At 62.5% G+C, this 25,936-nt stretch carries 24 protein-coding genes; 10 read left to right on the top strand and 14 right to left on the bottom strand.

What is annotated here, in order from left to right; genetic code table 11:
- Positions 1 to 86 precede the first annotated feature (86 nt).
- Both GC127_RS10690 and GC127_RS10685 read right to left on the bottom strand, forming a co-directional pair.
- Entirely contained in the window at positions 87 to 848 is a 762-nt protein-coding gene (locus tag GC127_RS10690; RefSeq protein WP_008281404.1) for an ABC transporter permease, read from the bottom strand.
- Positions 845 to 1,774, bottom strand: a complete 930-nt coding sequence (locus GC127_RS10685; RefSeq protein WP_151978013.1) for an ABC transporter ATP-binding protein — start codon at positions 1,772 to 1,774, stop codon at positions 845 to 847. The genes GC127_RS10690 and GC127_RS10685 overlap by 4 nt, the downstream gene beginning before the upstream one ends.
- Before the next feature lie 200 nt (positions 1,775 to 1,974).
- On the opposite strand from GC127_RS10685, the gene GC127_RS10680 reads away from it, so the two are divergent.
- On the top strand, positions 1,975 to 2,691 hold the full coding sequence (locus GC127_RS10680; protein WP_008281402.1) for an SGNH/GDSL hydrolase family protein: 717 nt from the start codon (positions 1,975 to 1,977) through the stop codon (positions 2,689 to 2,691).
- Positions 2,692 to 2,697: 6 nt separating this feature from the next.
- On the opposite strand, the gene GC127_RS10675 is transcribed toward GC127_RS10680, so the two are convergent.
- Entirely contained in the window at positions 2,698 to 3,201 is a 504-nt protein-coding gene (locus tag GC127_RS10675) for a CoxG family protein (protein WP_008281401.1), read from the bottom strand.
- A 147-nt stretch (positions 3,202 to 3,348) separates the two neighbouring features.
- Here GC127_RS10675 and GC127_RS10670 point away from each other — a divergent pair, with 147 nt between their 5' ends.
- Genes GC127_RS10670 through GC127_RS10650 form a run of 5 tightly spaced genes read left to right on the top strand, consistent with a single transcriptional unit; the run spans position 3,349 to position 7,744 of the window.
- Positions 3,349 to 4,434, top strand: coding sequence for a CaiB/BaiF CoA-transferase family protein (locus GC127_RS10670; protein ID WP_151978011.1), 1,086 nt, complete (start codon positions 3,349 to 3,351; stop codon positions 4,432 to 4,434).
- A 22-nt stretch (positions 4,435 to 4,456) separates the two neighbouring features.
- Positions 4,457 to 4,909, top strand: a complete 453-nt coding sequence (locus tag GC127_RS10665; RefSeq protein ID WP_151978009.1) for a YaiI/YqxD family protein — start codon at positions 4,457 to 4,459, stop codon at positions 4,907 to 4,909.
- 10 nt (positions 4,910 to 4,919) lie between these two features.
- The gene (locus GC127_RS10660) at positions 4,920 to 5,891 is read left to right on the top strand and encodes a DMT family transporter (RefSeq protein ID WP_151978007.1); all 972 of its coding nucleotides are present in this window, start codon (positions 4,920 to 4,922) and stop codon (positions 5,889 to 5,891) included.
- A gap of 15 nt (positions 5,892 to 5,906) precedes the next feature.
- Entirely contained in the window at positions 5,907 to 6,824 is a 918-nt protein-coding gene (locus GC127_RS10655; RefSeq protein WP_151978005.1) for an ornithine cyclodeaminase family protein, read from the top strand.
- Positions 6,821 to 7,744: an alpha/beta fold hydrolase gene (locus GC127_RS10650; protein WP_008281396.1), complete on the top strand. Its 924-nt coding sequence runs from the start codon at positions 6,821 to 6,823 to the stop codon at positions 7,742 to 7,744. The genes GC127_RS10655 and GC127_RS10650 overlap by 4 nt, the downstream gene beginning before the upstream one ends.
- Here GC127_RS10650 and GC127_RS10645 read toward each other — a convergent pair.
- A complete protein-coding gene (locus tag GC127_RS10645) occupies positions 7,741 to 8,973 on the bottom strand; it encodes an MFS transporter (RefSeq protein WP_151978002.1) in 1,233 nt (410 codons plus the stop codon). The genes GC127_RS10650 and GC127_RS10645 overlap by 4 nt on opposite strands.
- Positions 8,974 to 9,060: 87 nt before the next feature.
- Complete coding sequence (locus tag GC127_RS10640) at positions 9,061 to 9,849, bottom strand: alpha/beta hydrolase (RefSeq protein ID WP_151978000.1); 789 nt, start codon at positions 9,847 to 9,849, stop codon at positions 9,061 to 9,063.
- Positions 9,850 to 9,938: 89 nt separating this feature from the next.
- Between GC127_RS10640 and GC127_RS10635 the strand changes: the two genes are divergently transcribed.
- Both GC127_RS10635 and GC127_RS10630 read left to right on the top strand, forming a co-directional pair.
- Complete coding sequence (locus GC127_RS10635; RefSeq protein ID WP_008281393.1) at positions 9,939 to 11,411, top strand: NAD-dependent succinate-semialdehyde dehydrogenase; 1,473 nt, start codon at positions 9,939 to 9,941, stop codon at positions 11,409 to 11,411.
- A gap of 73 nt (positions 11,412 to 11,484) precedes the next feature.
- Entirely contained in the window at positions 11,485 to 12,726 is a 1,242-nt protein-coding gene (locus tag GC127_RS10630; RefSeq protein ID WP_151977998.1) for an META domain-containing protein, read from the top strand.
- A gap of 52 nt (positions 12,727 to 12,778) precedes the next feature.
- Here the strand turns inward: GC127_RS10630 and GC127_RS10625 are convergent, their stop codons facing one another.
- From GC127_RS10625 to GC127_RS10600, 6 genes are all read right to left on the bottom strand, one after another.
- Complete coding sequence (locus GC127_RS10625) at positions 12,779 to 13,246, bottom strand: Hsp20 family protein (protein WP_008281391.1); 468 nt, start codon at positions 13,244 to 13,246, stop codon at positions 12,779 to 12,781.
- A gap of 138 nt (positions 13,247 to 13,384) precedes the next feature.
- A complete protein-coding gene (locus GC127_RS10620) occupies positions 13,385 to 14,206 on the bottom strand; it encodes a serine protease (RefSeq protein WP_151977996.1) in 822 nt (273 codons plus the stop codon).
- A complete protein-coding gene (locus GC127_RS10615) occupies positions 14,203 to 15,006 on the bottom strand; it encodes a serine protease (RefSeq protein WP_008281389.1) in 804 nt (267 codons plus the stop codon). The genes GC127_RS10620 and GC127_RS10615 overlap by 4 nt, the downstream gene beginning before the upstream one ends.
- 65 nt (positions 15,007 to 15,071) lie before the next feature.
- A complete protein-coding gene (gene glcF, locus GC127_RS10610; RefSeq protein WP_151977994.1) occupies positions 15,072 to 16,394 on the bottom strand; it encodes a glycolate oxidase subunit GlcF in 1,323 nt (440 codons plus the stop codon).
- A gap of 21 nt (positions 16,395 to 16,415) precedes the next feature.
- Complete coding sequence (glcE, locus tag GC127_RS10605; RefSeq protein WP_151977992.1) at positions 16,416 to 17,561, bottom strand: glycolate oxidase subunit GlcE; 1,146 nt, start codon at positions 17,559 to 17,561, stop codon at positions 16,416 to 16,418.
- Between the two features lie 59 nt (positions 17,562 to 17,620).
- A complete protein-coding gene (locus GC127_RS10600) occupies positions 17,621 to 19,054 on the bottom strand; it encodes an FAD-linked oxidase C-terminal domain-containing protein (RefSeq protein WP_008281386.1) in 1,434 nt (477 codons plus the stop codon).
- 81 nt (positions 19,055 to 19,135) lie between these two features.
- Between GC127_RS10600 and GC127_RS10595 the strand changes: the two genes are divergently transcribed.
- Positions 19,136 to 19,855 carry a DUF599 domain-containing protein gene (locus tag GC127_RS10595; RefSeq protein WP_151977990.1) on the top strand — a complete coding sequence of 240 codons (720 nt, stop codon included), beginning with the start codon at positions 19,136 to 19,138 and terminating at the stop codon, positions 19,853 to 19,855.
- Positions 19,856 to 19,890: 35 nt separating this feature from the next.
- Positions 19,891 to 20,244, top strand: coding sequence for a hypothetical protein (locus GC127_RS10590; RefSeq protein ID WP_081507093.1), 354 nt, complete (start codon positions 19,891 to 19,893; stop codon positions 20,242 to 20,244).
- A 9-nt stretch (positions 20,245 to 20,253) separates the two neighbouring features.
- On the opposite strand, the gene GC127_RS10585 is transcribed toward GC127_RS10590, so the two are convergent.
- From GC127_RS10585 to GC127_RS10575, 3 genes are read right to left on the bottom strand one after another with little or no spacing between them, the layout of a single operon-like run.
- Entirely contained in the window at positions 20,254 to 22,302 is a 2,049-nt protein-coding gene (locus tag GC127_RS10585) for a hypothetical protein (RefSeq protein WP_151977988.1), read from the bottom strand.
- Positions 22,299 to 25,055 carry a DUF4159 domain-containing protein gene (locus tag GC127_RS10580; RefSeq protein ID WP_199861227.1) on the bottom strand — a complete coding sequence of 919 codons (2,757 nt, stop codon included), beginning with the start codon at positions 25,053 to 25,055 and terminating at the stop codon, positions 22,299 to 22,301. The genes GC127_RS10585 and GC127_RS10580 overlap by 4 nt, the downstream gene beginning before the upstream one ends.
- Positions 25,052 to 25,936 (bottom strand): DUF58 domain-containing protein, encoded by an 885-nt coding sequence (locus GC127_RS10575; protein ID WP_008281381.1) that lies wholly within the window; start codon positions 25,934 to 25,936, stop codon positions 25,052 to 25,054. Before GC127_RS10575 ends, GC127_RS10580 begins: the two co-directional genes overlap by 4 nt.

The following is a 25,936-nucleotide window of genomic DNA, read 5'->3' as shown; positions in this document are numbered from 1 at the left end:
GCATGACAAACAAGGCAGCCCGTGCATCTGATCGCCCTTCCCCGGCATTTCCCCTGTTCTCGCGCGAAAAAGATCACGCGACAGGGTCATGATTTGATGCGGTATCCGGTCTTGAAGATCATCCAAACCGCCGCAAGGCAGAGGCCAAAGAACACAGCAACCGCCAAAAGACTGTATCCGATCCCCACATCCGCCACCCCGAAAAACGCCCAGCGAAACCCTGAGATGAGGTAAACAACCGGGTTGAACAGCGTCACCACCTGCCACGCCGGCGGCAACATCGAGATGGAATAGAACGCCCCCCCAAGAAACACGAGCGGCGTGATCACCAACAGCGGGATCAATTGCAATTGCTGAAAATTCTCGGCCCAAATGCCGATGATGAACCCAAAAAGGGCAAAGGACACACAGATCATCACCAAAAACAGCACCATGATCCAAGGATGCTGAATATCGAGATCAACAAACAGGCTGGCCGTGATCAGGATCACCGAGCCGATCATCAACGCCTTGGTCGCCGCCGCGCCAACGTAACCCAGCACGATTTCTAGGAAATTGACCGGGGCCGAGAGAAGTTCAAAGATCGTGCCGATGAATTTCGGGAAATAGATCCCGAAAGAGGCGTTGGAAATTGCCTGCGTCATCACGCTGAGCATGATCAGGCCGGGCACGATAAAGGCGGCATAGCTCACACCCTCCACCTCTTGGATCCGCCCACCAATGGCGGCACCAAAGACCACGAAATAGAGCGTGGTCGAAATGACCGGCGACAGCAGACTCTCAAGGATGGTGCGGAAAAACCGCTTCATCTCGTAGATATAAATGGCGCGAATAGCGTGCAGGTTCATGCTGCGTCCTCCCGCACAAGGCCCACGAAAATCTCTTCGAGACTGCTCTGGCGTGTTTCGATGTCGCGTACCGACAGCCCCTCGGCGGCCAAGGCCTGCAAAAGCCGGGTGATGCCGGTGCCCTCGCCGCGTGTGTCATAATGATAGATCAACGCCTGACCATCCGGGGCCTGTTCCAGATCATAACCAGAGAGAGCCTCTGGCACTTGCTCAAGCGGCGACACCAGATCAATCCGCAAGGATTTGCGCCCCATCCGACGCATGAGCGCCGCCTTGTCCTCGATCAACAGGATTTCTCCCTTGTTGATGACCGCGATCCGGTCGGCCATGGCCTCGGCCTCTTCCAGATAATGCGTGGTCAGGATGATGGTCACGCCGCTTTCTTTCAACCCGCGCACCACCTCCCACATATCCCGGCGCAACTCCACATCGACGCCCGCCGTCGGCTCGTCGAGAAACAGAACACGCGGCTCGTGACAGAGCGCCTTGGCGATCAGAACCCGGCGCTTCATCCCACCCGAAAGCTCGCGAATCCGGTTGTTGCGCTTATCCCAAAGCGAGAGTTGCCGCAAAATACGCTCTATCAGCGCCTCATCCGGCGACCGCCCGAATAGCCCCCTTGAAAAGCGCACGGTGTTGATGACCTTTTCGAAAGGTTCCAACGCAATTTCCTGTGGCACAAGGCCGATCATCGCCCGCGCGGCACGATAGCCGGTCACAATGTCATGCCCCCCGACCGAAGCCCGCCCACCCGTCGGCGTGGTAATGCCGCAGAGTGTCGAAATCAGCGTCGTCTTGCCCGCCCCATTGGGACCAAGCAGTGCAAGGATTTCGCCCTCTTCGATGCTGAGTGTCACCGCATTGAGCGCGGTAAAGCCGCCCTTGTAGGTCTTGCTCAGACCCTCGACCGTTACGATAGCTGTCATAGATATTCCCCTTTGTGCGGAACCTAATCCATCGACACCCGAACGCAACGCGCATCCCGGCATAGGTCCCTGTGCGTCGATGCGCGGTGTCGCCGATCAAAGAACAGTCTGTTTTTGTGAGTTTGTTCATAGTTTGCCTGCATGATGCTAGAGTACCGACCACACGGGGTGGCGGGCCTGACGACGGCAAGGGGAACGGGATGATCAAGCATATATTCAGGCTTGTTCTACTGGCGTGTACGCTGATGACGGGGGTCAGCCAAGCGCAGGCAGAACCGCGCATTCTGGTCATGGGTGATTCGCTTTTGGCGATGCACAAGCTGACTGGGCGCTCTGTTTCCTCGTCGGTGGAACGGGAATTGGGGGTGCGCGTCACCGATATGTCGGTTGCCGGAGCACGGTTTCTTTACCGCCTGCCGATCACCGGCGCGCTTGGCCTGAACATCACCAAGCAATATCGGCAGGGCGATTGGGATTGGGCCGTGCTGAATGGCGGCGGCAATGATCTCTGGCTTGGCTGCGGCTGCATGCGCTGTGGGGGCAAGCTCGATCGCCTGATTTCCCGGGATGGGCGACGCGGCGCGATCCCCGGCTTTGTCTCGCGCCTCCGTCAAAGCGGGGCGCAGGTGATCTATGTCGGTTATCTGCGCACGCCGGGCATCACATCACCTGTGGAACATTGCACCGATGAAGGGGCCGAAATGGATCGTCGCGTGGCGCTCTTGGCGGGGCTTGACCGGGGTGTGCATTTCCTGCCCCTTGCAGACATGGTGCCGCATGGCGACCGATCCTATCACGGGATCGACCTCATTCACCCCTCGTTCAAGGCCAGCCGCATGATCGGCCAACGTATTGCGGATGTCATCGCCGGAAATGATCCCGGCACCGTATCCCGCAATCGACTTCTGACAGAGTGATGCAACCTAGCTGATCAACCGTTTAAGCCAGCCTTTCTTTTCCGCCTCGGGTTCCGGATCGTCCTCTGACGGACCTTCCAGCACTTCTTCGAGGCGGGTAAAGAACTGATCCGCCATTTTTTTGGCGAAACCGTCCACCAACCGGCTTCCCAGCTGCGCCAGCTTGCCGCCGACGCTCGCCTCGACATCATAGCTCAGCCGCGTGCCGGTTTCACTGTCTTCCAGCCGCACATTGGCCCCGCCCTTGGCATAGCCTGCGGCCCCGCCTTTGCCCTCGCCGGTCAGGGTCAGACTTTCCAACTCCACGATGTTCGACACTTTGACCATGCCCTTGAACGTCGCCTTCACCGGCCCGACCTTTTGAACAACGGTCGCCTCGAACCCCTCTTCGGGCGTGCCCGTCACCTCCTGCGCGCCGGGCACACATTCCTTGAGCACCTCGGGGCTCAGCAGGGCCGCCCAGACCGTCGCCCGATCCGCCTTGATGTCGCGCGCGTCACTCATCTGCATCTGCTTGGTCCCTCCCGTTCCATCACCCCCCTACCCTAGCGCAGCCCCAATGCCGCGCCAAGAGAGCAGAAAGTCGGAGCGGCGCGTGGCATCTGGCCTTCGCGCGCGCCTGCCCTTACCCTGCGCCCAAACAAGATTGGGGCAAAGATGCTGTCAGGTCTGCGCGTGGTGGAATTCGAAGGGCTGGGGCCAGCGCCCTTTGCCGCGATGATGCTGGCCGAAATGGGCGCAGAGGTGATCGTGATCCACCGCCCCAGTGCCGGCAATCCCGTGGCGGGCGCGCAGAACTTGCTCGACCGTGGCAAGCGGTCCATCGTGCTGGATCTTAAAACCACAGCGGATATCGCCATTGCCCGCGCCCTGATTGAACGCGCGGATGCGCTGATCGAGGGATTTCGCCCCGGCGTGATGGAGCGGCTGGGTCTGGGGCCAGAGACGATGCAGGCCGCCAACCCGCGCCTTGTCTATGGGCGCATGACCGGCTGGGGGCAGGACGGGCCGCGCGCCCATGAGGCGGGGCATGATCTCAACTATATCGCCACCTCCGGCGCGCTCTGGTATGCGGGCGCGCCCGGCACACCGCCGCAGACGCCCGCTACCCTTGTAGGCGATGTGGGCGGCGGCGCGCTTTATCTTTTGGCCGGGATGCTGGCAGGTCTGATCCGCGCCGCGCGCACCGGACAGGGCACCGTGGTGGATGCGGCTATTGTCGATGGCTCGGCGCATATGATGGCGCTTTTGATGTCGATGATGCCCACCGGTAACCTCAGCATGACGCGCGGTCAAAGCCTGCTTGATGGCCCACATTGGAGCCGCGTCTACGCCTGCGCTTGCGGCGGCTGGCTCACGGTGCAATGCCTTGAGCCACAGTTCTACGCCGCGTTCCTGTCCCGCCTTGGCCTGTCGGACGATCCTCATCTTGCGGCGCAGCACGACCGCGCGCAATGGCCCGAACAGGGGGCCAGATTGGCCGCCCTCTTTGCCGCGCAGCCGCTGGCACATTGGGCCGAGGTCTTTGCCGGGTCGGATGCCTGCGTCGCGCCGGTTTTGCGCCCCGATCAGGCCGCACAAGATCCGCATATGGCAGCGCGTGGCGTCTGGCAGGAGGGTGGCGGCGGCCTTTGCCCCGCCCCCGCCCCCCGGTTTGACGGTCAACGCCACAGCGTCGCACCACCACCCACACGCGGAGAGCACAGCGCCGAAATTCGCGCTTGGCTTGATGCGCCCCTCTGACCCCAGGCAAAAGGACCACCCTATGCCCATTTACGTCGATGCTGATGCCTGCCCAGTCAAGGACGAGGTCGAGCGTGTCGGCACGCGGCACGGGCTGCGGATCTTTGTGGTCTCGAACGGCGGCCTGCGTCCATCGCGCAATCCGCTTGTCGAGATGGTGATTGTGCCCGACGGCCCCGACGTGGCCGATATTTGGATCGCCGAGCGCGCGGGGACAGGCGATGTGGTCATCACCGGGGATATCCCCTTGGCCGCGAAATGCGTGGCAGCGGGCGCGCTGGTGCTCAAACACAACGGCGAGGCGCTGACGGGGGCCAACATCGGCAACGTGCTCGCCACGCGCGACCTCATGGCCGACCTGCGCGCCGCAGACCCCTTTCGCCAAGGCGGCGGCAAAGGGTTTACAAAGGCCGACCGCTCGCGTTTTCTGGACGCTCTGGAACGGGCGGTGCGGGCTGCGGCCCGTAACATCTAAAGGACGTCCCATGACCACCGCCACAACCATTCAGCGTTCCAACCTGATCGGCGCTGGCTATGCGCTGGCGGCGGTGCTGTGTTTTTCGCTCAACGATGTGGGGATCAAGTTTCTCTCGGATAGCTATGCCCTGCATCAGGTGGTATTTATCCGGGCACTGGTGGGCATGGCGGCGTTTGTGGCCTTTGTCATGCCTTTTGCGGGCGGTCTGGCCCTTATACGCACGCGCCGCCCGAAAATGCACCTTTTGCGCGGCCTCTGCGTGGTTAGCGCCAATACCTGTCTCTTTCTGGGTCTGGCGGCAATGCCGATTGCCGATGCCGTGGCGGTGTTCTTTGTCTCACCGCTGGTGATCACCGTGTTCTCGGTGCTGTTCCTGCGCGAGAGCGTCGGCACCCGGCGATGGGCGGCCATTGCCGTGGGGTTTCTGGGCGTTTTGGTGATCGTCAAGCCGGGCACAGCGGCGTTTCAACTGGCCTCGCTTTTGCCCATTGCGGCGGCGTTTCTCTACGCCGTCATGCATATCCTCGCGCGCAAGATCGGCGGCACCGAGAGCGCGCCAACCATGGCCTTCTACATCCAGCTTACCTTTATCATCGCCAGCACGATCATCGGCCTCAGCTTTGGCGACGGGCGCTTTGCCGGGATGGGGCATCCCTCGCTTGAATTCCTGTTCCGCGCTTGGGTTTGGCCCGCGCCGGGGGATTGGCCGATCCTGATCATGCTTGGCATATCCGGCATGTTGGGGGGGCTCTTCATCTCTCAGGCCTACCGGCTGTCCGAGGCCGCCTTTGCCGCGCCCTTTGAATATGTCGCCATGCCGATGGCGATCATGTGGGGGGTGACGGTGTTTGGCACTTGGCCCGATGCGACCGCTTGGATCGGAATTGCCCTGATTGTGGGCTCTGGGCTCTATCTCTTGTGGCGCGAGTCGGTCAAGGATGCGACGCTGGCCGCCAAAGCGCCAACCTATCGCCGCTAAACACAGGAGAGACGCATGAGCCTGACGATCATTCCTTTTGCCCAAGGCGAGGCGCATCTGGACTGGCTCGGTCTCTGTGCTGCGTTCGAGGCGGGGCACCGCCTGCCCAAGGCCGAGATTGCCGATACGCTGCTCTACCGGGGCCGCGATACACTTCTCAATCGCGCGGCATGGATTGACGGCATGGGGCTCGCGGTGAAATCCGCCACGATCTTTCCGGGCAATCCAGAGCGGGGCGAGCCCATGATTAACGGGGCGGTCAATCTTTATTCCGATAGCGATGGCACGCTCGAGGCGCTGGTTGATTTCCACCTTGTGACCAAGTGGAAGACCGCCGGTGATAGCCTCTATGCTGCCACCCGGCTGGCGCGGCCCGATAGCGAAACCATCCTGATTGTCGGCGCGGGCACCGTGGGCCGCTCGCTTTGGCAGGCCTATCGCGCGGTCTTTCCGCAAGCGCGGTTCAGCATCTGGAACCGCACCCGCGCCAATGCCGAGGCGATGGCGGCAGAGTGTGAGGGGATGACCGTAGCCGAGGATCTGGAAACGGCGGTGCGCGCGGCGGATATCGTCACCTCTGCCACCATGTCCAGCGATCCGCTGATCAAGGGGGGCTGGCTGCGCCCCGGTCAGCACATTGACCTGATCGGGGCCTATCGCCCCGATATGCGCGAAGCGGATGATGCCGCCATCGCCCGGGCGCGGGTGTTTGTCGATAGTTTCGACACCACAGTGGATCATATCGGCGAGATCAAGACGCCACTGGACACCGGGGCGATCACCCGGGATCACCTGATTGCAGATTTCTACCAGCCTGAACGATTCCGGCGACAATCGCCCAAAGATATCACCCTGTTCAAAAACGGTGGCGGCGCGCATCTCGACCTGATGACAAGCCGCTATATTCTCGACGCCTGGAGGGCGGCGGCATGATCTGGCTTGGCTTTTTGATCCTTTTGGGGCTGCTCATAGCCGCCCCGTTTCTGCGCGAAGCGATGAAGCCTGTAATGAATGACAGGCTCCGCAAACATGCCCCCGGCGACTTTGCCCATCTCTCACGTGGGATCACGCATTATCGCTGGCTGGGGGCCACGCGCGGGCCGGTGGCGGTTTGTGTGCATGGTCTGACCACGCCCTCTTTTGTCTGGCAGGGCATCGCGGCGGGATTGGGCAAACTTGGCTACCGCGTGCTGGTCTATGACCTTTATGGGCGCGGCTATAGCGATAGGCCAGATGGCCCGCAGGACAGCGCCTTTTTCATCAACCAGCTTGAGGAATTGCTTGAGGATCAAGGCATTACAGGCGATTTTACGCTTCTGGGCTATTCCATGGGCGGCGCGATTGCCACGGCCTTTGCCGCCCTGCATCCCGAGCGCCTGCGCGCGCTCATTTTGATTGCACCTGCGGGCTTTGGGCATGATCTGGGACCGCTGGCAGAACGGGTGGCGCGCGGCGGCTGGTTTGCGCAATGGCTGATGCTTGCGGGATTTCCGCGCAGCTTTCGCAAAGGCTGCGAGGCAGAGCGGCATCTGCCCTCCAGCGTGCCGGGCATCGTCGATCTACAACAGGCCCAACTGCGCACTCGCGGCTTTGTGCCCGCGGTCGCCCGTTCCATCAGTGGGATGGTCTCAGAGGATCTGACCGAAGAGCATGCGGATATCGCCGAAAGCCGCCTGCCCGTGCTGGCGATCTGGGGGCGCGAAGATACCGTTATCCCGCTGCGCAGCATGGCGAGACTGGCCGAGGTCAACCGAAACGCCCGCCAAGAGGTGATCGAGGGCGCGGGCCATGGCCTGACCTATACCCACAGCGACGCGGTGTTGACCGCGCTGCGTGATCTGATGCGCGATTAAGCTGCCTGCAACCGCCGCTCTTTGACCGGCAGATGCACGATGGCGGAAAACGCCCCCACGCCCACGCCGATCCACCAGACCATCGTGTAATCACCGTAAAGATCATACATCTTGCCACCCAGCCAGACCCCCATAAAGCTGCCAAGCTGGTGGGAAAAGAACACGATCCCATAGAGCGTGCCCATGTAACGCAGCCCGTAAAGATGCGCGATAAGACCGGATGTCAGAGGCACGGTCGCCAACCACAGCGCCCCCATCGAGACCGAAAAAAGCAATACCGTCGCAGGCGTAATTGGCGTCATGATGAACGCCGCGGCAATCAGCGTCCGGCCCAGATAGATACCCGCCAGCAGGTTCTTCTTGGAATAGCGCTTGCCCAGCCATCCTGCCGTCAGCGTGCCCGCGATATTGGCCAGACCGATGATCGAAATCGCCACAGCGCCCAGCGCAGAGGTGGTGGTGATGCCAATATTATGCAGCGCCCCACCGGGCAGGATAGGGCCACACATCTCGGTGACAAAGGCCGGGAAATGCGCGGTGACAAAGGCCAGTTGATAACCGCAACTGAAAAATCCGAGAAAGATCAGGGTAAAGGACGGATCGCGAAAGGCGCGGCGCAGGATCGTGCCCATCGATTCCTCGATCACCGTGCGGTCCACCGGGGCGGGCGCGCGCATCAGCGGTAGCATCGCCAAAACCGCGATGATCACTGCGGCAAAGATCAGGAACACGCTCTGCCATGTCATCAGCGAGAGCATGAATTCCGCCAGTGGCGCGCCAAACACCTGCCCCGCCGATCCCGCAGCAGTGGCAATGGCGAGGCTCATCGAGCGGTTCTCGTCCGAACTTGCCCGCCCGACCACGGCGAGGATCACGCCAAATCCGGTGCCCGCGATGCCAAAACCCACGAGAATCTCATAGAGTTGATGCGCCTCTGGCGTGATAGCAAAGGACGACAGCACCAAACCCGCCGCATAGGTCAGCGCGCCCAGAATGATCGCCTTTTGGTCGCCGATCTTTTCAGCCAGCGCGCCAAAAATCGGCTGGCCAAAGCCCCACGCAAGATTCTGGATCGCGATGGCCAGCGAAAACTCGGCGCGGGGCCAATTGAACTCGGTCGCAATCGGAATCTGAAACACGCCAAACGAGGCGCGGATCGCAAAGGAAATCAGAATAATGGTGCAACCCGCCACAAGAACGGGGGTAATCAGGGGGGCGGATTTCGGCATTGGATCCTCGCGCGCTATCCCGGCACTCTAGGCTAATCGCAAGAGGCGTCAATTCAGGCTTTGTGATGGGCCGCATCACGTTTTGCATCACCCGAGGAGTTGTGACACCATGCGGCTATTCGCATCGGTCAAGGCCTCGATCACGTCGAAATGGTGCCGCCCGGCAGCAATCTCATGGCCCGCATTCCACGCCTCTGCCAGCCATCGCGCCTGATCCAGAAACACGGGCCGCTCATCAGAGCCAACCCAGACCGTGACTGGCACAGACAAGGGCCGCATAAGCGCCGGGCTCTCGGCCTCTGCCGTCGCCCGGTCGAGCCGGAAGTGTTCGTTCATCGAGGTTTGCAAAAGCGGGCGCAGATCCGAGACCGGCGAGATGGGCATGACATGGCTGAGCCGCGCAGCCACATCACCGGGCAAGACCCCCGGCACCGCCATCCGCGCCACCAAATGCCCGCCCGCAGAATGCCCAACCAGCGCCAGCGGCCCCTCATGGCGTGCGGCCAGAACGCAGAGCGCGCGGGCAATCTGTCGGGTGATGTCGGCAATCCGCACCTCGGGGCAGAGATCATAAGAGGGCATTGCCACCGCCCAACCGCGTGCGAGCGGCCCTGCCGCCAGATGCGACCAGAGCGATCGATCAAACCGCAGCCAATAGCCGCCATGCACAAAGACGCATAGCCCCCGTGCCGCCCCTTTGGGGTGAAACAGGTCAAATGCCTGCCGCGCACCTTCGCCATAGGCCAGACCAAGCTCTGCGCGCCGCTCCGCGCTCAACTTGGCACGAAACGCCTCGGCGGCCACGGTCCAGCGTGCCGGATATTGTGCCCCACCCGGAATATAGGGCACATTTGCATAGGCATCGTCCAGTTCCACGGCGTATTCCTCCCTATCTGGCCCTAGACATTCCTAGCCCAAGCTGGTCTGTCATGGCGAGATAAAAGCCATGCCAAGAGGGAAACGCAATGACCAAGACCGACCTGAAATCCATGCTCAAGGACCCCAGCCTGCTGTGCGAGCGGGCCTATATCAATGGCGAGTGGGTGGATGGCGATAATGGCACCTTCGAGGTCACGAACCCCGCGCGCGGGGACGTCATCGCGCATGTGGCCGATCTTAGCCGTGCGCAGGTGGCCCGTGCCATTGCCGCCGCCGAGACCGCGCAAAAGGAATGGGCGAAATGGACCGGCAAAGAACGCGCCGCCGTCCTGCGCCGTTTCTTTGATCTGATGATGGAAAACCAGCATGATCTGGGCGTGATCCTGACCGCCGAACAGGGCAAACCCCTGACCGAAGCCAAAGGCGAAGTGGGCTATGGGGCCTCCTTCATTGAATTCTTTGGCGAAGAGGCCAAGCGCATCTATGGCGAGACCATTCCCGGCCATCAGCGCGACAAGCGCATCACCGTCATCAAGCAGCCCATCGGCGTCGTCGCTTCGATCACACCGTGGAATTTTCCCAACGCGATGATCACCCGCAAGGCCGCTCCCGCACTTGCGGCGGGGTGTTCTTTTGTCGGGCGTCCGGCGGCGGAAACCCCGCTTTCGGCCACCGCAATGGGCCTTTTGGCCGAGCGTGCGGGCCTTCCGGCGGGCGTGTTCAACATCGTCACCTCCTCGCGCGCCTCTGAGATTGGCAAGGAATTCTGCGAGAACCCGGCCGTGCGCAAGATCACCTTTACAGGCTCGACCGAAGTGGGGCGCATCCTGTTGCGCCAAGCCGCCGATCAGGTGATGAAATGCTCGATGGAATTGGGCGGCAACGCGCCCTTCATCGTGTTCGACGATGCCGATCTTGATGCGGCGGTCGAGGGCGCGATCCTGTGCAAATTCCGCAACAACGGTCAGACCTGCGTCTGTGCCAACCGCATCTATGTGCAGGCCGGGGTCTATGACGCCTTTGCCGCCAAGCTCAAGGCTGCGGTGGAAAAGCTCAAGATGGGCGACGGGATGGACGACGGTGTGGCCCTAGGCCCGCTTATCAACGCCGATGCGATCGTCAAGGTGCAAGAGCATGTGGCCGACGCCAAGGCAAAAGGCGCATCGGTCATTTTGGGAGGCGGCGAGCCGGTGCAAGGCGCGGGCTTTTTCCTGCCCCCGACCATCGTCACCGGCTGCACACAGGATATGGCCTTTGCCACCGACGAGACATTCGGCCCGCTGGCCCCCCTCTTCAAGTTCGAGAGCGTGGATGACGTCATCGCCATGGCCAATGACACGATCTTTGGTCTCGCCTCTTATTTCTACGCCAAGGACCTCAGCCGCGTCTACAAAGTGGCCGAGGCGCTGGAATACGGGATCGTCGGTGTCAACACAGGGATCATCTCGACCGAGGTTGCACCCTTTGGGGGGGTCAAGCAATCCGGGCTTGGCCGAGAAGGCAGCCATCATGGGATCGAGGACTTCCTCGAAATGAAATACATTTGCATGAGCATCTGACCAAAGCGGCACTCGACCAAAGTCAGGTCCCTCGCTAGGATGTGACCAAGTCTTGAAGCAAAGGAGGCCGGCAATGCCCCGCTCTTTCCTTTTGGCCGGCCTGATGGCTGTAGTCTGCGCCTCCACGGTGCAGGCGCAGAACGACGAAGCCCGGCTTGTCTCCGGCGCAGTCGGCTATCTGCAACGGATAGCCCTGCCCCCCGATGCCCGCGCCGTGGTTGTGGCCGAGGGGCGGTTTGGGGCCATGCTGGGCGAGGTGACGCTGGACGCGGATGGCAAACAGGTGCCGCTGCCCTTTGAGATGACGGTGCCTGCCAACCTGTCCGGGCGGCTGAGTGCGGTGATCCGGGTTAACAACCAACCCCGCTGGCTTTTGAGGGATCTGCCCTTTGCTGATGGAACGGAGCCGGTTGATCTCGGTGAGCTGATACTAGAGCCGGTGACGGCGCTCGCCTTTGCGGTTGATTTCATCTGTGGCGATACCACGGTCTCTTTCGGAATCCTGGGCGAAGAAACGGTGCTGCGCGCCGAAGGGCGCGATATTCCGATGAAACAGGTCATCTCTGCCTCAGGTGCCCGGTTCGAAGGTATCAAAGAGCCAGAAACAGAGTTTTGGAACAAGGGCGATATGGCCATGCTCCGGCTGGAAGGGCGTGATCTGCCCGAATGCCAAGAGGTGCCGCCGCCACAACAACAAAGCTATCGTGCCGGCGGAAATGAACCGGGGTGGTCTGTTGTGCTAACCGCAGAAAACGCAGAGATTACCGCCGATTACGGCGAGATCACTCATAGCCTGCCGCGCCCGGATGTGCAGGTTTTGCCCGGCGCTTACGTGTTTGACATGCCCGAGATTGCGGCGCAACTGACCATCCGCGAAGGCATCTGCCGCGACGATGCCACCGGCATGCCCCACCCCGATGCGGCACAGTTAACCCTTGGCGAGCGAGAGTTTCGCGGATGTGGGGGCGCGCCCGAGGACCTTCTGACAGGGCCCTCTTGGCAGGTGACGGTGCTGGGTGAGACCCCGCTGATCGAGCCGGAACGCCTGACCCTCAACTTCATCACACCTGGGCGCGTCGCGGGCAGCTCGGGCTGTAACCGCCTGGTGGGCGGCTATACATTGACGGGCGAGGGGCTACAGTTTGGTGCCATGGGGAGCACGATGATGGCCTGCCCCGAACCTCTGATGGAACAAGAACGCCGTATGCTCGATGCGCTGGAACAGGTGACGCGGTTCGATATCGCCGAGGATGGCGCGCTGCGCCTGATCGGCGGCGCAACGGATGGCGTGCTGATCGAGGCGCGGCGTCCCTGAACAACAACGCCCGGCCAGACTGCTCTGACCGGGCGCAGGCATAGCTTCAGGCTCAGTTCACCTTGTCGACATCGACCACATCCTTGGTCACGACATCACCGCTGGCAATCGCAATCCGGCGCGGTTTGAGCGCCTCAGGCACCTCGCGGCGTAGATCGATATGCAGCATCCCATCGGCGTGGGTGGCGCCGATCACCCGCACATGATCCGCGAGTTGGAACCGGCGTTCAAACGCCCGCGTCGCAATACCACGATGCAGATAGGTGCGGCCCTCTTCCTCATCGCTCTTGCGCGCCGAGACGACAAGTGAGCCTTCCTTGACCTCAACACCCAGATCATCGGCGGCAAAGCCCGCGACGGCAATCGAGATGCGATAGGCATCATCAGCGGTCTTTTCGATGTTATAGGGCGGATAGGTCGGCTGGGCCACGTCACTGGACATCACACGATCCAATAGGTCGGCAATCTGGTCGAAACCGACAGTGGCGCGATAGAGCGGGGCTAGATCAAAATTACGCATGGGTCATCCTCCATTGAGCGATACCAAGTTGGCGCCTTCCCCTTTGGGGACAGGCAATCTGTCCGGCCCATCCTGCGGCACCGGAACGCTCTTGATTTGGGAAGTGCTACGGCGGCTGTCAAGACCCCGCTAGGGCCCTCAGGGCCGCGCGAATTTCGCCCCGGATGCCGCCGCATCCCCGCCTACCGTCACGCGTCGAAACCCCGGATTCGCCGCGAGGGGGCGCGAGGCCGCCGCACGCAGATCCTGTTTCAGCTGCGCCACAATCTCGGGCAGGTCCATACCATAGGCGCGGCTTTCGCCCCCGTCCCAATTGCCACCGCTGACCAACGACAGGATACGCGCCCGCCCACCATCCCGCGCAAAAACCGGCGCACCAGATGAACCGTTGATCACCGCGCAGTCAAACCCCATCACCCCCTCGGACCGCCACAAAAGACCGCATTCGCGCTGCCATGACGGGGCCTTGTCGCGGTCGCGGCCATAAGAGACAACGCTCACGCGCTGACCGGGCGCGAGGGTGCCCGCAAGGTGAAAGGGCGCGGCTAGGGCTGCGGGAATGGGCGCGGATAACTGCAAGAGTGCGACATCGCGCCGGACGTTCTCGGCCTGCATACCCGCCGCCGGATCATATCCGGGTGCAACCACATAGCGGGCCACGCCAGACTCCGCGATCACAACACCATCGCGCAGACCAGCGCGAAACTGAATGACGTCAGCGCCGATAGCACGCTGGGCGCGATCATGGACACAATGCGCTGCCGTCAGCACTTGGTCAGGGGCGATCAGAACGCCCGTGCAATAACCATCACGCCCAAGATCGACACGCCCCACCGCCTCCCAGCCGAACAGGTCATCGCGGTCCGTCAACCGAATAAGGCCACTCGTCTGCGCCATCGCACCCGACGGGCACAGCATCAGGGCAACCAGCGCCGCAAGGCCAGTGCGCCAGCCTGTCATGGCTTGGCGAATTTCGCGCCAGTATCGCGGCGAATACCCGAGGTGAACATCTTGGGCGCGGCCTCCTGAAACACGCCAGCGCCGCCATCAAGGGCGTCTTGCAGCACCCGAAGCGGATCGGTCAACTGCGTGCCAAGCGACACCTTGCGCCCCTCTACCTCGGCCATGGCTGAGACAACCGAAACAATGCGCGGCACGCCGCCCTCAAAGCTAAAGATCGGCGCGCCGCTCGATCCGAAATCGACATCGCATGACATCACAAGAACACCATCCTGACGCGCCAGAACTTCGCAGATGTTTTGCAGGGATGGGGCCTCTGATCGGTCGCGGGCATAGCTGACCACGCCAATTTTCTGCCCCTTGCGCGGGCGCTCATCCGTCTCGAACGGGGTGACGCGCGTGTTGTTGATCGGGTGATGCAATTCGAGCAGCGCCACGTCATTGCGCACGCGCTCTGCAGTCACATCAGCGGCCGGTGCATAATCGGGATGCGTCACCGCACGCCGAACAGAGCGATAGGCCGCCGCGCGCCCATTGCGCCACCCGGCCATGAATTCGATCCGTGCAGGATCAATCCGCGCACCAGTTTCCTTGTCAAACAGGCAATGCGCCGCCGTCAGCACCAGATCGGGTGCCACCAGTGCCCCGGTGCAAAATCCGCGCCCGGCCAATTCCAGCCGCCCCACGGCCTCCCAATCGCGGGCCTCGTCGCCGACATCCAGACGTTGCAGGCGGCTATCCTGCGATAGCGCCGCACCCGCCGCACAGACCGACAAAAGAAAGGTGATGATACGCAGCATAAGGTCTTTGTCCCGCTCAATTCCCTTGCCGAATAGCAGGGGTTTTGGGCCAGATTATGACCGGATCAGCGCAGGATCGGAACCCCGGTCATGCCTTGGGCCGCGCGGTTCATGGCGGGCGGCTTTGGTCCCCCCGTGGCCCAATCCAGCAACTCGACTGTGTGGACCACCGGAATACCCGTCCCTGAACCGATTTGCATCATGCAACCGATGTTGCCTGCGGCGATTACGTCCGGGTTCTTTGCCTCCAGCGTGCGCACCTTGCGCGCCTTGAGTTGCTTGGAAATCTCGGGCTGCATCAGGTTATAAGTGCCCGCCGACCCACAGCAAAGATGACTGTCTGCCGGTTCCACAACCGCGAACCCCGCCCGCTTGAGCAGATCCTTGGGATAGGTCTTGATCTTTTGGCCATGTTGCAGCGAACAGGCGGCGTGATAGGCGATGACCATCTCCTTATCCGCGCCTTGCGGTAGATCGAGCTTCATCAGGATTTCGCTCACATCCATGGCAATCGCGCTCACGCGCTTGGCGTCTGCTGCCAGCGCCTCATGCCGGAACATATGGCCGTAATCCTTGACCGTGGTGCCGCAACCGCTGGTGTTGATGACGATGGCGTCAAGGCCAGCCCCATCCATCTCACGCGCCCAAGCCTTGATGTTCTTGGCTGCCGTCGCGTGGCTCTCGTCGGTTTTGCCCATGTGATGCGTCAGCGCCCCACAACACCCGGCGCCCTCAGCCACCACCACCTCGCACCCCAGCCGCGTGAGCAACCGGATCGTGGCATCGTTGATATCGGTGTTGAGCGCCTTTTGCGCACAGCCCGTCATCAACGCCACCCTCTTTTTGCGCGTGCCTTGCGCGGCAAAGGTTTGTGGGTCGTCATTGCGGCTTACGGGCGGCACCTGCTTTGGGGCCATTTCCAGCATCGCGCGCAGCCGCGCATCAGGCATCAGCCGCGCAAAGGGCCGCCCGATCTTGGCCCCCAACAGCGCCACCCGAAATCGCATCGGATAGGGCAGGATACGCGCCAAAATCCAGCGCAGCGCACGATCCCCCAAGGGCCGCTTATAGCGCTCTTCGATATATTCGCGCGCCTGATCCACCAGATGCATGTAATGCACGCCAGAGGGGCAGGTGGTCATGCAGGCCAGACAGGACAGGCAGCGATCAATATGCTTGACTGTCTTGGCATCCGGCACGCGGTCATTTTCCAGCATGTCCTTGATAAGGTAAATGCGCCCTCTCGGGCTGTCCAACTCATCGCCCAGAACCTGATAGGTAGGGCACGTGGCGGTGCAAAACCCGCAATGCACGCAAGAGCGCAAAATCTCATTGGCGCGGGCAATCTTGGGATTTTCAAGCTGTTCGGCGGTGAATTCAGTTTTCATCTATCTCTACTTTCCCGCCACTCAGACGGCTGCACCCGTGGCCATCAGCCCCGGATTTAGAATCTGTCTTGGATCGAATTTCTGCCGCAGCCCGGCCTGCAAGGCCGCCACCGGGCCGGGCAACGGGTGAAACGCGCCTTGGCTTCTGTCGCCACGGATCAGCGTGGCATGGCCGCCGCGCGCGGCCACCGCGCCGCGGATTTTCGCGGCACTCAACCCCGATCCTTGAGCAGCCAACAGCCAGATCAACCCGCCGCCCCAATCATAAAACGCCTCGCCGCCGCTCAGATCAGCAACGATCCCCGGCGCATCGGTGGGCTTCACCGACAACCGCCAGACATCGCCCGCCCGCCCCTGAAACGGGCCGACATCACGGATATGTGCCCATGCCGCGGCGGTCTTTTCGGGATCTGCCTCAAAGCTGCACGTGCCGAACTCGGCCAAAAGCCGCGTCAGCGCCTCAGCGCGGTAGGCCACCGAATTCTCGAACCCTTCCAGCCGGATCATGGTCAGGGGCCCCCCCTCTGGACTGGCTTGCAGATGCACGGCCCCTGTCACCTCATAGGGTGACGCCAGCGCCCGGCAGAGCGCGGTCACAGCAACGGCATCGCTCAGCCCCTCAATCCGCAGCATCCCCATGCTGCGCGGGCGCGGCAAGACCTTGAGCGCGACCTCGGTCAGCACACCCAGCGTGCCGTAACTGCCCGCCATCAGCTTGACCAGATCATAGCCGGTGACGTTTTTCATCACGCGGCCCCCATTCTTGACGATCTGCCCGCGCCCATCCACAAACCGCACGCCAAGCAGGAAATCGCGGCAGGCCCCGGCCTGAATACGGCGCGGTCCGCTGACATTGGCGGCGACGACACCGCCGATTGTGGGTGTTCCTTGGGTGTCCAACAATCCCCGGTGATCCATCGGCTCAAACGCCAGGCGCTGTCCCTCGGCGTCCAATGCGGCCTCGATCTCAGCAAGCGGCGTGCCCGCCTGCGCCACCAGCGTCAGCGCGCCAGGTTCATAGAGCGTGATCCCGCTCAGACCGGCGGTGCTCAGCCGTGCGCCATTGGACAGCGCCCCAATCGGTCGGGTGCCACCGCCCTCGATGCGCAATGGGCCTTCTGCACCCCGGATGATCTCGGCCAGGTCCGCTTCGGTCTTGGGTGTCATGCTGCTTCTTCTTGGAAAAATACTCATGGGTCCGGGGGCAAAGCCCCCGGTCGGATCGCTCAGGCCACGCGTCGCGCGTCAGAGGACGCCAGCGGAAAGACTTTGGCCGGGTTCAGCAGCCATTTGGGATCAAACACATCTTTTACGGCCATCTGCGCTTCCAGATCCTCTGGCGCATATTGATGGGTCATGAGGTCGCGCTTTTCGATACCCACCCCATGCTCGCCGGTCAGGCACCCGCCCACTTCAACACAGAGCTTGAGGATTTCGGCCCCAAGGTCTTCGCACAGTTCCAGATCACCCGGTTTATTGGCATCAAAAAGGATCAGCGGATGCATGTTGCCGTCGCCTGCGTGAAACACATTGGCGACACCCAGCCCGAATTGTTCCGACAATTCGCCAATGCGTTTTAGAACATGCGGCAATTGGCTGACCGGGATGGTGCCATCCAGACACATGTAATCGTTGATCTGCCCCATCGCGCCAAAGGCCGATTTACGGCCCAGCCAGATCGCGGCACTTTCTTCGGGGGACCGGCTCTGCCGGAATTCCACCGGGTTGTGCCGCCGGGCAATCCCCTCGATCAGACCCAGTTGCTCGTCAATCTCGGCATCCGATCCCTCAACCTCGACGATCAGCAGCGCCTCGCACATCGGATAGCCCGCCTTGGCGAAATCCTCGGTCGCCTCGATACAGGGGCGGTCCATGAATTCAATGGCCACCGGCAGCACGCCAGCCTTGATGATGTCACTCACACAGGCCCCTGCGACCTCATTGGAATCGAATCCGATCAGCACGGGGCGCGCGCCTTCTGGCTTGCGCAGGATGCGCAGCGTCGCTTCTGTCACAACGCCCAGTTGCCCCTCAGACCCGCAAACGATCCCCAAGAGGTCCAGCCCCTCGGCTTCCAGATGTGCGCCGCCCAGTTCCAGCACGGTGCCATCCATCAGCACCATGGTCACACCCATCAGGTTGTTGGTCGTGACACCATATTTCAGGCAATGCGCCCCGCCCGAATTCATCGCGATATTGCCCGCGATGGCGCAGGCCAATTGGCTTGAGGGGTCGGGGGCATAGAAAAAGCCGTGTTCCTCAACCGCGCCGGTGACGCTCAGATTGGTACGCCCTGTCTGCACCCGGATAAAACGATTGTCATAGTCCGTCTCCAGCACCGCATTCAGCCGCGCCACACCCAGAATGACACTGTCCGCCGTGGGCAAAGCCCCACCCGCAAGAGACGTGCCAGAGCCGCGCGGCACCACCGGCACCCCCATGTCGTGACAGATGCGCAGCGCCTCCGAGACCTCTTTGGTCGATCCCGGCAGGATTGCCACCAAGGGCGCACATTTATAAGCTGTCAGCGCATCGCATTCATAGGCGCGCGTCTCGGCGGGGTCGGAAATCACCGCATCTTCTGGTAAAACTTCGCGCAGACGTTCGACCAACTCTGCCTTGCGCGCCAGAATCTCTGGCCGGGGGATGGGCATTTCCATGATAGCTCCTCCTGATTGGTAATAAAATATAACCAATTTTTGCATCTGGCAAGTCAAACCTCATAGCGATAGCTTGCGCGCATGATTTGGATGGATCAACTGGCACATTTCAGCACGCTTGACGCCCTTGCCTTGGGCGGATTGGCGCTGAGCTGGCTCTGCCTTGGCTTCTTGATCGAAAACCCACCCCAGGCGCGGCCCTCGGTGACAAAACTGATGGCGCAGTATCGGCGCGAATGGATGGTGCAAATGGTTGCCCGTGACGCCCGCATCTTCGATGCGCAGCTCTTGGGCAGCCTGCGGCAGGGTACTGCGTTTTTCGCCTCGGCCACGCTCATCGCTATCGGCGGGGCGCTCGCCATGCTGGGCGATCTGGAACGGGTGATGGGCATTGCCGATGATCTGACCCCGTCCACGGTGCCGGTGATTGTCTGGGAGGTGAAGATCCTTTTGATCCTCGTGTTTCTCACCAATGCCTTTCTCAAATTCGTCTGGTCCAATCGGCTTTTTGGCTATTGCGCTGTGATCATGGCCGCCGTGCCCAATGACCCAAGCGACCCCGCCGCCTTGCCGCGTGCCCGCAAAGCGGCCGAGATCAATATCACCGCCGCGCGGGGATTTAATCGGGGCCTGCGGGCGATCTACTTTGCACTCTCGGCGGCGGCATGGCTCTTGGGGCCGGCGGCGCTGATTGGGGCCACGATCATCACCTGCCTCATGCTCTTGCGCCGGGAATTCGCGTCACAGTCGCGCGCGGTGCTGCTTCTGCCGGACGGTCCAGACCAACACACAGAGACTTGAGTGTTTTTTGCGCAGGAATGCGCTAGACTTGCAGCATGAGATGTTTGTGCCTCGTCCTCGGCTTTGTCGCCAGCTCCGCCGCAGCGGATCACCCCGATATTCTTGGCGTGCAACTGAAACAGGTTGGGACAGCCTGGAATATTGCGGTCACGGTCCTGCACCCTGACACCGGCTGGGACCACTATGTTGATGGATGGGAGGTTCTGGATGCGACGGGCAATCGGCTGGGCTATCGCCTGCTGCATCACCCACATGTCGAAGAACAACCCTTTACGCGCTCGCTGAATGGTCTGCCCCTTCCTGAGGGCACGCAAGAGGTGTTCGTGCGGGCGCATTGCTCGGTCGATGGCTGGAGTACCGCGCCCTTCCGGGTCGAACTGCGGCACTAAGCGCGGCCCCTATCGCCGCCCCTCGCGCAGCCATCCCCCAAGGATCAAGCCTGACACCAACAGCAGCACCAGCCAAGGCGGCATGATCGCCATCTGACGCAGGCTCTGGGTCTCATAGGCGCCGCGCGGTGTGATCCCGATCCAGCCGCGCCCGGCGGCGGGCCGCCCTTCGCGCACGGCACGGATCGCGGGCACGCCGTCCTCCAGCGCCCATACTCCGCCATTGGTCGCGTCGATCTCGGGTTGCAGCACCTCGGCACTGGCAATCGTGCGCTCAAATTCAACCGGGGCTGCTGGGCCCAGACCGATGACCGCGCTCTGATCTCCGTTTTCCAAACGATAGAGACCAATTTCCGGACCATCGAACAATGTCTCAAACCGCCCCGGTGAGACCTCTTCCAACGGGCGTTCCACCACCTCGCCAGACGGTGTGGTGATCGTCACGGGGCCAACATCCTCGGTTAACGAGCGTCGGATGACGCGCATCTGCTGGCCCGTCGCCTCGGCCCAGAGCGCCTCTTCCTCTAACTCAGGCTCTTTCATCATCCAATGCGCCAGACGCCGCAACAGTTCGAGCTGCGGACCACCGCCCTCAAACCCGCGCCCCCAGAGCCAGGCGTGATCCGAGGCCAAGAGCGCCACGCGCCCTTCGCCCACACGGTCAAGCAATAGCAAAGGCCGGTCATCCGCCCCGGACATGACCACATCGCCCGCCGTCTGCGTGACCTCAACCTGCCGCAACCAACGGCCCCAATCCCCGGCAAATTCCCGGTCAAGCCCCGCGGTCACCGGATGCCGCTCGCCCAAGTCCGTGACCTTGGGCAGATAGCCATCCTCGACCACACGCGCGGTGGGGCGGGCGGGGATGATCGCCTCGAACGGACCACGGTAAATGCTTTCAGCCCCGGCAAAATCCGGACCTGCGGCAAACAGCACCGCCCCGCCATTCTCGACATATTGCCGGATATTCTCGAGATAAACATTCGGCAGAATGCCCCGCCGCCGGTAGCGGTCAAAGATGATCAGGTCGAAATCATCCACCTTTTCCAGAAACAGCTCTCGCGTCGGAAAGGCGATCAGCGACAATTCCCGCACCGGCACACCGTCTTGCTTTTCCGGCGGGCGCAGAATGGTGAAATGTACCAGATCAACCGCGCTGTCGGATTTGAGCAGGTTGCGCCATGTCCGCGTGCCGGGATGCGGCTGACCCGACACCAGCAAAACACTCAGCCGGTCGCGCACACCGTTGATCTGCACCAGCGCCGTGTTGTTGCGATCCGTCAATTCGCCCGGCGCGGCAGGTGTCGTGAATTGCAGGACATTGCGCCCGCCATGCGGCAGCATCAGCGGCAGGGTAATTTCCTCGCCCAAGGGCACCTCAAAGCGGCGTGGCTCAGCCCCATCCACCGAAATATCAAGCGGCACAGACGTAACGCCCGTAGGGGCTGCGCCCTCATCGGTTACGGTGAGGGTCATTTGCACCTCTTCGCCCAGAATGGCAAAGGCCGGGGCATTGTCGATCCGCAAACGCCGGTCCCAATCCCCCTCGCGGCCTGTGTGCAACAGATGCAGCGGGGCGGGAATGTCTGGTGCCCGCTCGACATCATGGATCCGCCCATCCGACAAAAGAATGACGCCCGCGATACGGCCAAGCGGCTCCTCGGCCATCGCCTGTGCCAGCGCCGTCATGGCCTGCGTGCCCCCATTCTCGGGTGCATCCGGCACCTGCACGCGGCGCACCTCGGTATTGCCGCGCGCTTCCAGCCGTGCTGTCAGAGTGTCGGCGGCCTCGGTCGTGCGCGTGGCGCGATCCGTCAAGTCTTGGCTGGCGCTTTGATCCTCGACAATCAGAACAATGTCACTGAGGGCGGTGCGTTCCTCCTGCTGATAGGCTGGCCCCATCAGCGCAGCAAGGATCACCAGCCCGGCCAGCGCCCGGAACGGCCATCCCGCCAACCCGCGCCAAAGCGCCAAAGCCAAGCCCGACGCCACCAGCGCCGCCAGAACCGCGATCAGCCAGATCGGCAAAAGGGGGTCAAATATCACGCTACCGGTCATTGGCCCAACCTGTCCAGAAGTGCGGGCACATGCACCTGATCGGATTTATAATTGCCAGTCAGCACATGCATCACCAGATTGACGCCAAAACGATAGGCCAGTTCCCTCTGCCGCTCACCGGCATAGCCACGACCGACCGGAAATAGCGGATCGCCTCGCTCGTTCACCGCCCAGGCCGCAGCCCAGTCATTGCCCCCGATCACCACCGGCGTCACCCCGTCGTTGAGATTGCGAAACGGCATGCCCTCGATCTGTTCAGCATCGGGCGGGGCCGCCTCGACCCAAACCGCCCGACCGGAATGTCGCCCCGGAAAATCAGTCAGCAGGTAGAAGGTCCGCGTCAGAACGTGATCCTCGGGCAAGGGTTCGAGCGGCGGAATATCCAGCGGGGCCGCAATCCGTTGCAATCGTGCGCCGTTGGGCGTGGCCGCGCCAAACCCGGCAACATCGGCATCGCGCGTGTCAAAAAGGATAAGCCCGCCATTGCGCAAATAATCGTTGAGCTTGACATAGGCCTCTGCCGATGGGGTCGGTTGATCGGCGCTGATTGGCCAATAGAGGATCGGATAGAACGTGAGATCGTCACGTTCCAGATCGACGGCCAGCGGCTCTGCCGGCTCGACCGAGGTGCGAAAATTGAGCACTTGCCCCAACCCGCGCAGACCCGCGCGCGACGTATCATCCAGCCGCGTATCGCCAGTGATCACATAGGCCAAGGCCAATTCCTCGGTCGCCAGCAGCGCGCGCGCGTCATCCTGCGCCCGTGCTTGGGGCACCGCCCCAAGGCTAAGCGCGAGGGCGAGCACCGCTGCGACACGCGCAGGCCAAAGCCGCCCGGACAGCGCCAAGGATGCCAGAATATCAGCGGTCAGCAGCATCAAGGCTGCCGCCAGCAACCAACCGCCAAGCGGCGTCTCAGGCGCACGCTCCAACCCCTCGACCGCGACGCGCGCGGGCCATGCCACCGGGCTAAGTTGGGTTTCCCCATCAATCACGTTGCGCGCCACACTGCGCTCCGGGCCCTCATACAGACCGGGCCAGAGATCGGGGCCAAGCGAGCCGGACAAAAGCCGCTCGCCCGCCACACCGGGGCGCGTGTCCGCCTCATTCAGCCGACCGAACCCGTCCAGCACCTGCAGCGGCTGCCATGTCGTACCGGCCATTTCCGCCGCATCGGGCGGTGCCATCGCGGATGAAACGGCCAGACGTTCCAGCATCTGCACGAACAGCCCCGAAAGCGGCAGGCTCGACCATTCGGCATTGGCCGTGACATGGAACAGCACCACCTGCCCCGCCCCGATCCGCTTGCGCGTGACAAGCGGTGTGCCATCACTGAGTTGCGCAATCACCCGATCCGCCAAGGTGGGATCAGGCTGCGCCATCACCTGCGCGCTGACTGTCACATCACCCGGAATGGCCAGCCCCTGAAACGGGCTGCCTTCAATGAAGGGGGCCAGCGTCTTGGGCTCGCCCCAGCTCATCGCGCCGCCTACTGTGCGCCCACCCGCGCGCAGGCGCACCGGCATCAGCGGATCTTCGTCGCTGCGCGACACATCGCTTGCCGCAACGCGCGGCCCGGCAAAGCGCAAAAGCAGGCCGCCCTTGTCCGCCCAGTCCAGCAAGGCTGCCTGTTCCGCGCCCGACAGCACCGCAACATCCGCCAGCACGATCACATCGGGATTGGCGGGCAACACATCCATCAGCCCCCCTTCCAAGAGGTCAGCGGTAGGGCTTAACGCCTGTTCAAGGTAATGCAGCGGCGACAAGAGTTCGAGCCCTTCGCGATCCTCGCGCCCCGCGATCAGCGCCACTTCGCGCCGCTTCAGCCCATCATCGGTCAGGGTCACCGCCCCCGCCTGTGCTTCTCCGGCGATCTCGAACCGCGTGACGCGGGCGCGAAGTTCGGGCGGCAGCGCCAGCGCGCCTGTCGCCGCAATCGCCCCCTCGTCAAACGTCATCGGCAAAGTGGCCAAAACACGCGAGACACCGGCAGGGTCCAGCCCGTGGGCATTGACCGCGATCTCGCGCAGCGGCCCCGGCACGGCGCGCAACGCGCGCAATTGGATCTGCCCGTCTTCCAGCGTCGGCGGGGTCAGCGCCAGCACGGCGCGTGGGCTTTCGTGGACGGTGACCGGGCCACGCGCCTCAAGCGCCTCAAGCACCGGCATGCGCCCCTCGCGGTCCAACCCGTCTGAAAACCAGCGCGTCTCGAACTCTGCCTCGCCCAACAGATCGACGGCCCGCGCCATCGCCTCTGACGTGACAGCCCAAGGGGCGGGGATAAGCCCCGGCACCCGCGCGCGCAGACTGTCCGCCGCCTGAAACACCGGCGCTTGTGGATCGCTGAGTTGCATCAAAGCCGCGGGTCGCCCATCGCGCCCGGCCTCTGCCAGCATCGCGTCGATTACCGCCGTTTGCGCTGCCCAGTCCCGCGCACTGGCCCAACTGCCATCCATCAGGATCAAAAGTGGGCCCGACGCGCGCGCCTCGCCCTCGTCGCGCGGATTGAGCACTGGCCCCGCCAGCCCCACGATCACCGCCGCCACCGCCAGCATCCTCAGCAGCAAGAGCCACCACGGCGTGCGGTCGCTGACGCTGTCCTCGTCCTTGAGACCCAAAAGCAACGCCACTCCGGGAAAGCGCCGCCGGATCGGTGCGGGCGGCACGGCGCGCAGGATGATCCAAAGGATCGGCAAAGCCACCAGCGCCCACAAGAGCCAAGGAACCGCAAAGCCAATTGGGCCCAAGATCATGCGCCCGCCCCCCCGGCCATCGCGCCATGCAGCCACAAGAGCGCCGATTGCGCGCTTTCGCCGGTGTGGTGACAGCCATAGCGCCAGCCCGTCGCATGGCAAAGTGCGGCCAGCGCATCTTTACGCTCGGCCAAACGCTCCAGATACCGCGCCCGCAGATCACCTGCCTTCAACGTCTCATGGGCAAGGGTGCCGCCCATGCTCTCAAAAATCGTGCGCCCGGTATAGGGAAACGCCTCTTCTGCGGGGTCCAGCACCTGATAGAGAAGGCCGCGCACCCCCCGATCCGCTGCCCCTGTCAGCGCCTCGCGCAACGGGTCCAGATCACCCATGAAATCAGAAATCAGCAGCGCCCGGCCATGCGGAATGAGGCCAGACATATCAGGGCTGGCATAATCCGCCCCACTCTCCTGCAAGAGCGCCTCAGCCAGTCGCGCAACCTGCACCTCACCGCGCCGGGGCGGCAAGGCGCTCCCCGTAAGGCCCACCCGTTCCCCCCCGCGCACCAGCAGGATCGCCACCGCCAGCGCCAACAGGCGCGCGCGATCAGCCTTGTCGGGTAGGTTCTTGTCGCTGGCAAAGCGCATGGAGGCGGCAGGATCAACCCAGAGCATCACGCTCTGTGCGATTTGCCATTCCCGCTGCCGCACGAACTGCACATCAGAGCGCGCAGAACGACGCCAGTCGATCATGCGGCGGCTATCACCGGGCTGCACCGGGCGGTATTGCCAGAAATCATCGCCCGCACCCGCGCGCCGCCGCCCATGCTCGCCCAAGAGCACCGTGCGCGCCAAAAATTCCGCCTGCGCCAAGAGCGGCGGAAACCGGGCGGCTTCAGCCTCGGCGCGGGGGCGCAGGGGGGCGGGGGCGAGATCGGCCAT

Origin of the sequence: Roseovarius sp. EC-HK134 (assembly GCF_902498815.1) — a bacterium.
Lineage (GTDB): Bacteria > Pseudomonadota > Alphaproteobacteria > Rhodobacterales > Rhodobacteraceae > Roseovarius > Roseovarius mucosus_A.
This window is presented reverse-complemented; position numbering and strand designations above follow the sequence as displayed.

Excerpts from the sequence above, each read along its gene's own strand:
- GC127_RS10660 (WP_151978007.1), top strand. The coding sequence starts at position 4,920 with ATGACCACCGCCACAACCATTCAGCGTTCCAACCTGATCGGCGCTGGC.
- GC127_RS10585 (WP_151977988.1), bottom strand. The coding sequence starts at position 22,302 with ATGACCGGTAGCGTGATATTTGACCCCCTTTTGCCGATCTGGCTGATC.
- GC127_RS10600 (WP_008281386.1), bottom strand. The coding sequence starts at position 19,054 with ATGGAAATGCCCATCCCCCGGCCAGAGATTCTGGCGCGCAAGGCAGAG.
- GC127_RS10675 (WP_008281401.1), bottom strand. The coding sequence starts at position 3,201 with ATGCAGATGAGTGACGCGCGCGACATCAAGGCGGATCGGGCGACGGTC.
- GC127_RS10690 (WP_008281404.1), bottom strand. The coding sequence starts at position 848 with ATGAACCTGCACGCTATTCGCGCCATTTATATCTACGAGATGAAGCGG.
- GC127_RS10630 (WP_151977998.1), top strand. The coding sequence starts at position 11,485 with ATGCCCCGCTCTTTCCTTTTGGCCGGCCTGATGGCTGTAGTCTGCGCC.
- GC127_RS10615 (WP_008281389.1), bottom strand. The coding sequence starts at position 15,006 with ATGCTGCGTATCATCACCTTTCTTTTGTCGGTCTGTGCGGCGGGTGCG.
- GC127_RS10665 (WP_151978009.1), top strand. The coding sequence starts at position 4,457 with ATGCCCATTTACGTCGATGCTGATGCCTGCCCAGTCAAGGACGAGGTC.
- GC127_RS10625 (WP_008281391.1), bottom strand. The coding sequence starts at position 13,246 with ATGCGTAATTTTGATCTAGCCCCGCTCTATCGCGCCACTGTCGGTTTC.
- GC127_RS10580 (WP_199861227.1), bottom strand. The coding sequence starts at position 25,055 with ATGATCTTGGGCCCAATTGGCTTTGCGGTTCCTTGGCTCTTGTGGGCG.
- GC127_RS10635 (WP_008281393.1), top strand. The coding sequence starts at position 9,939 with ATGACCAAGACCGACCTGAAATCCATGCTCAAGGACCCCAGCCTGCTG.
- GC127_RS10620 (WP_151977996.1), bottom strand. The coding sequence starts at position 14,206 with ATGACAGGCTGGCGCACTGGCCTTGCGGCGCTGGTTGCCCTGATGCTG.
- GC127_RS10595 (WP_151977990.1), top strand. The coding sequence starts at position 19,136 with ATGATTTGGATGGATCAACTGGCACATTTCAGCACGCTTGACGCCCTT.
- GC127_RS10685 (WP_151978013.1), bottom strand. The coding sequence starts at position 1,774 with ATGACAGCTATCGTAACGGTCGAGGGTCTGAGCAAGACCTACAAGGGC.
- glcE (WP_151977992.1), bottom strand. The coding sequence starts at position 17,561 with ATGACACCCAAGACCGAAGCGGACCTGGCCGAGATCATCCGGGGTGCA.
- GC127_RS10655 (WP_151978005.1), top strand. The coding sequence starts at position 5,907 with ATGAGCCTGACGATCATTCCTTTTGCCCAAGGCGAGGCGCATCTGGAC.
- GC127_RS10645 (WP_151978002.1), bottom strand. The coding sequence starts at position 8,973 with ATGCCGAAATCCGCCCCCCTGATTACCCCCGTTCTTGTGGCGGGTTGC.
- GC127_RS10590 (WP_081507093.1), top strand. The coding sequence starts at position 19,891 with ATGAGATGTTTGTGCCTCGTCCTCGGCTTTGTCGCCAGCTCCGCCGCA.
- GC127_RS10670 (WP_151978011.1), top strand. The coding sequence starts at position 3,349 with ATGCTGTCAGGTCTGCGCGTGGTGGAATTCGAAGGGCTGGGGCCAGCG.
- GC127_RS10650 (WP_008281396.1), top strand. The coding sequence starts at position 6,821 with ATGATCTGGCTTGGCTTTTTGATCCTTTTGGGGCTGCTCATAGCCGCC.
- GC127_RS10680 (WP_008281402.1), top strand. The coding sequence starts at position 1,975 with ATGATCAAGCATATATTCAGGCTTGTTCTACTGGCGTGTACGCTGATG.
- GC127_RS10575 (WP_008281381.1), bottom strand. The coding sequence starts at position 25,936 with ATGGCCGATCTCGCCCCCGCCCCCCTGCGCCCCCGCGCCGAGGCTGAA.
- glcF (WP_151977994.1), bottom strand. The coding sequence starts at position 16,394 with ATGAAAACTGAATTCACCGCCGAACAGCTTGAAAATCCCAAGATTGCC.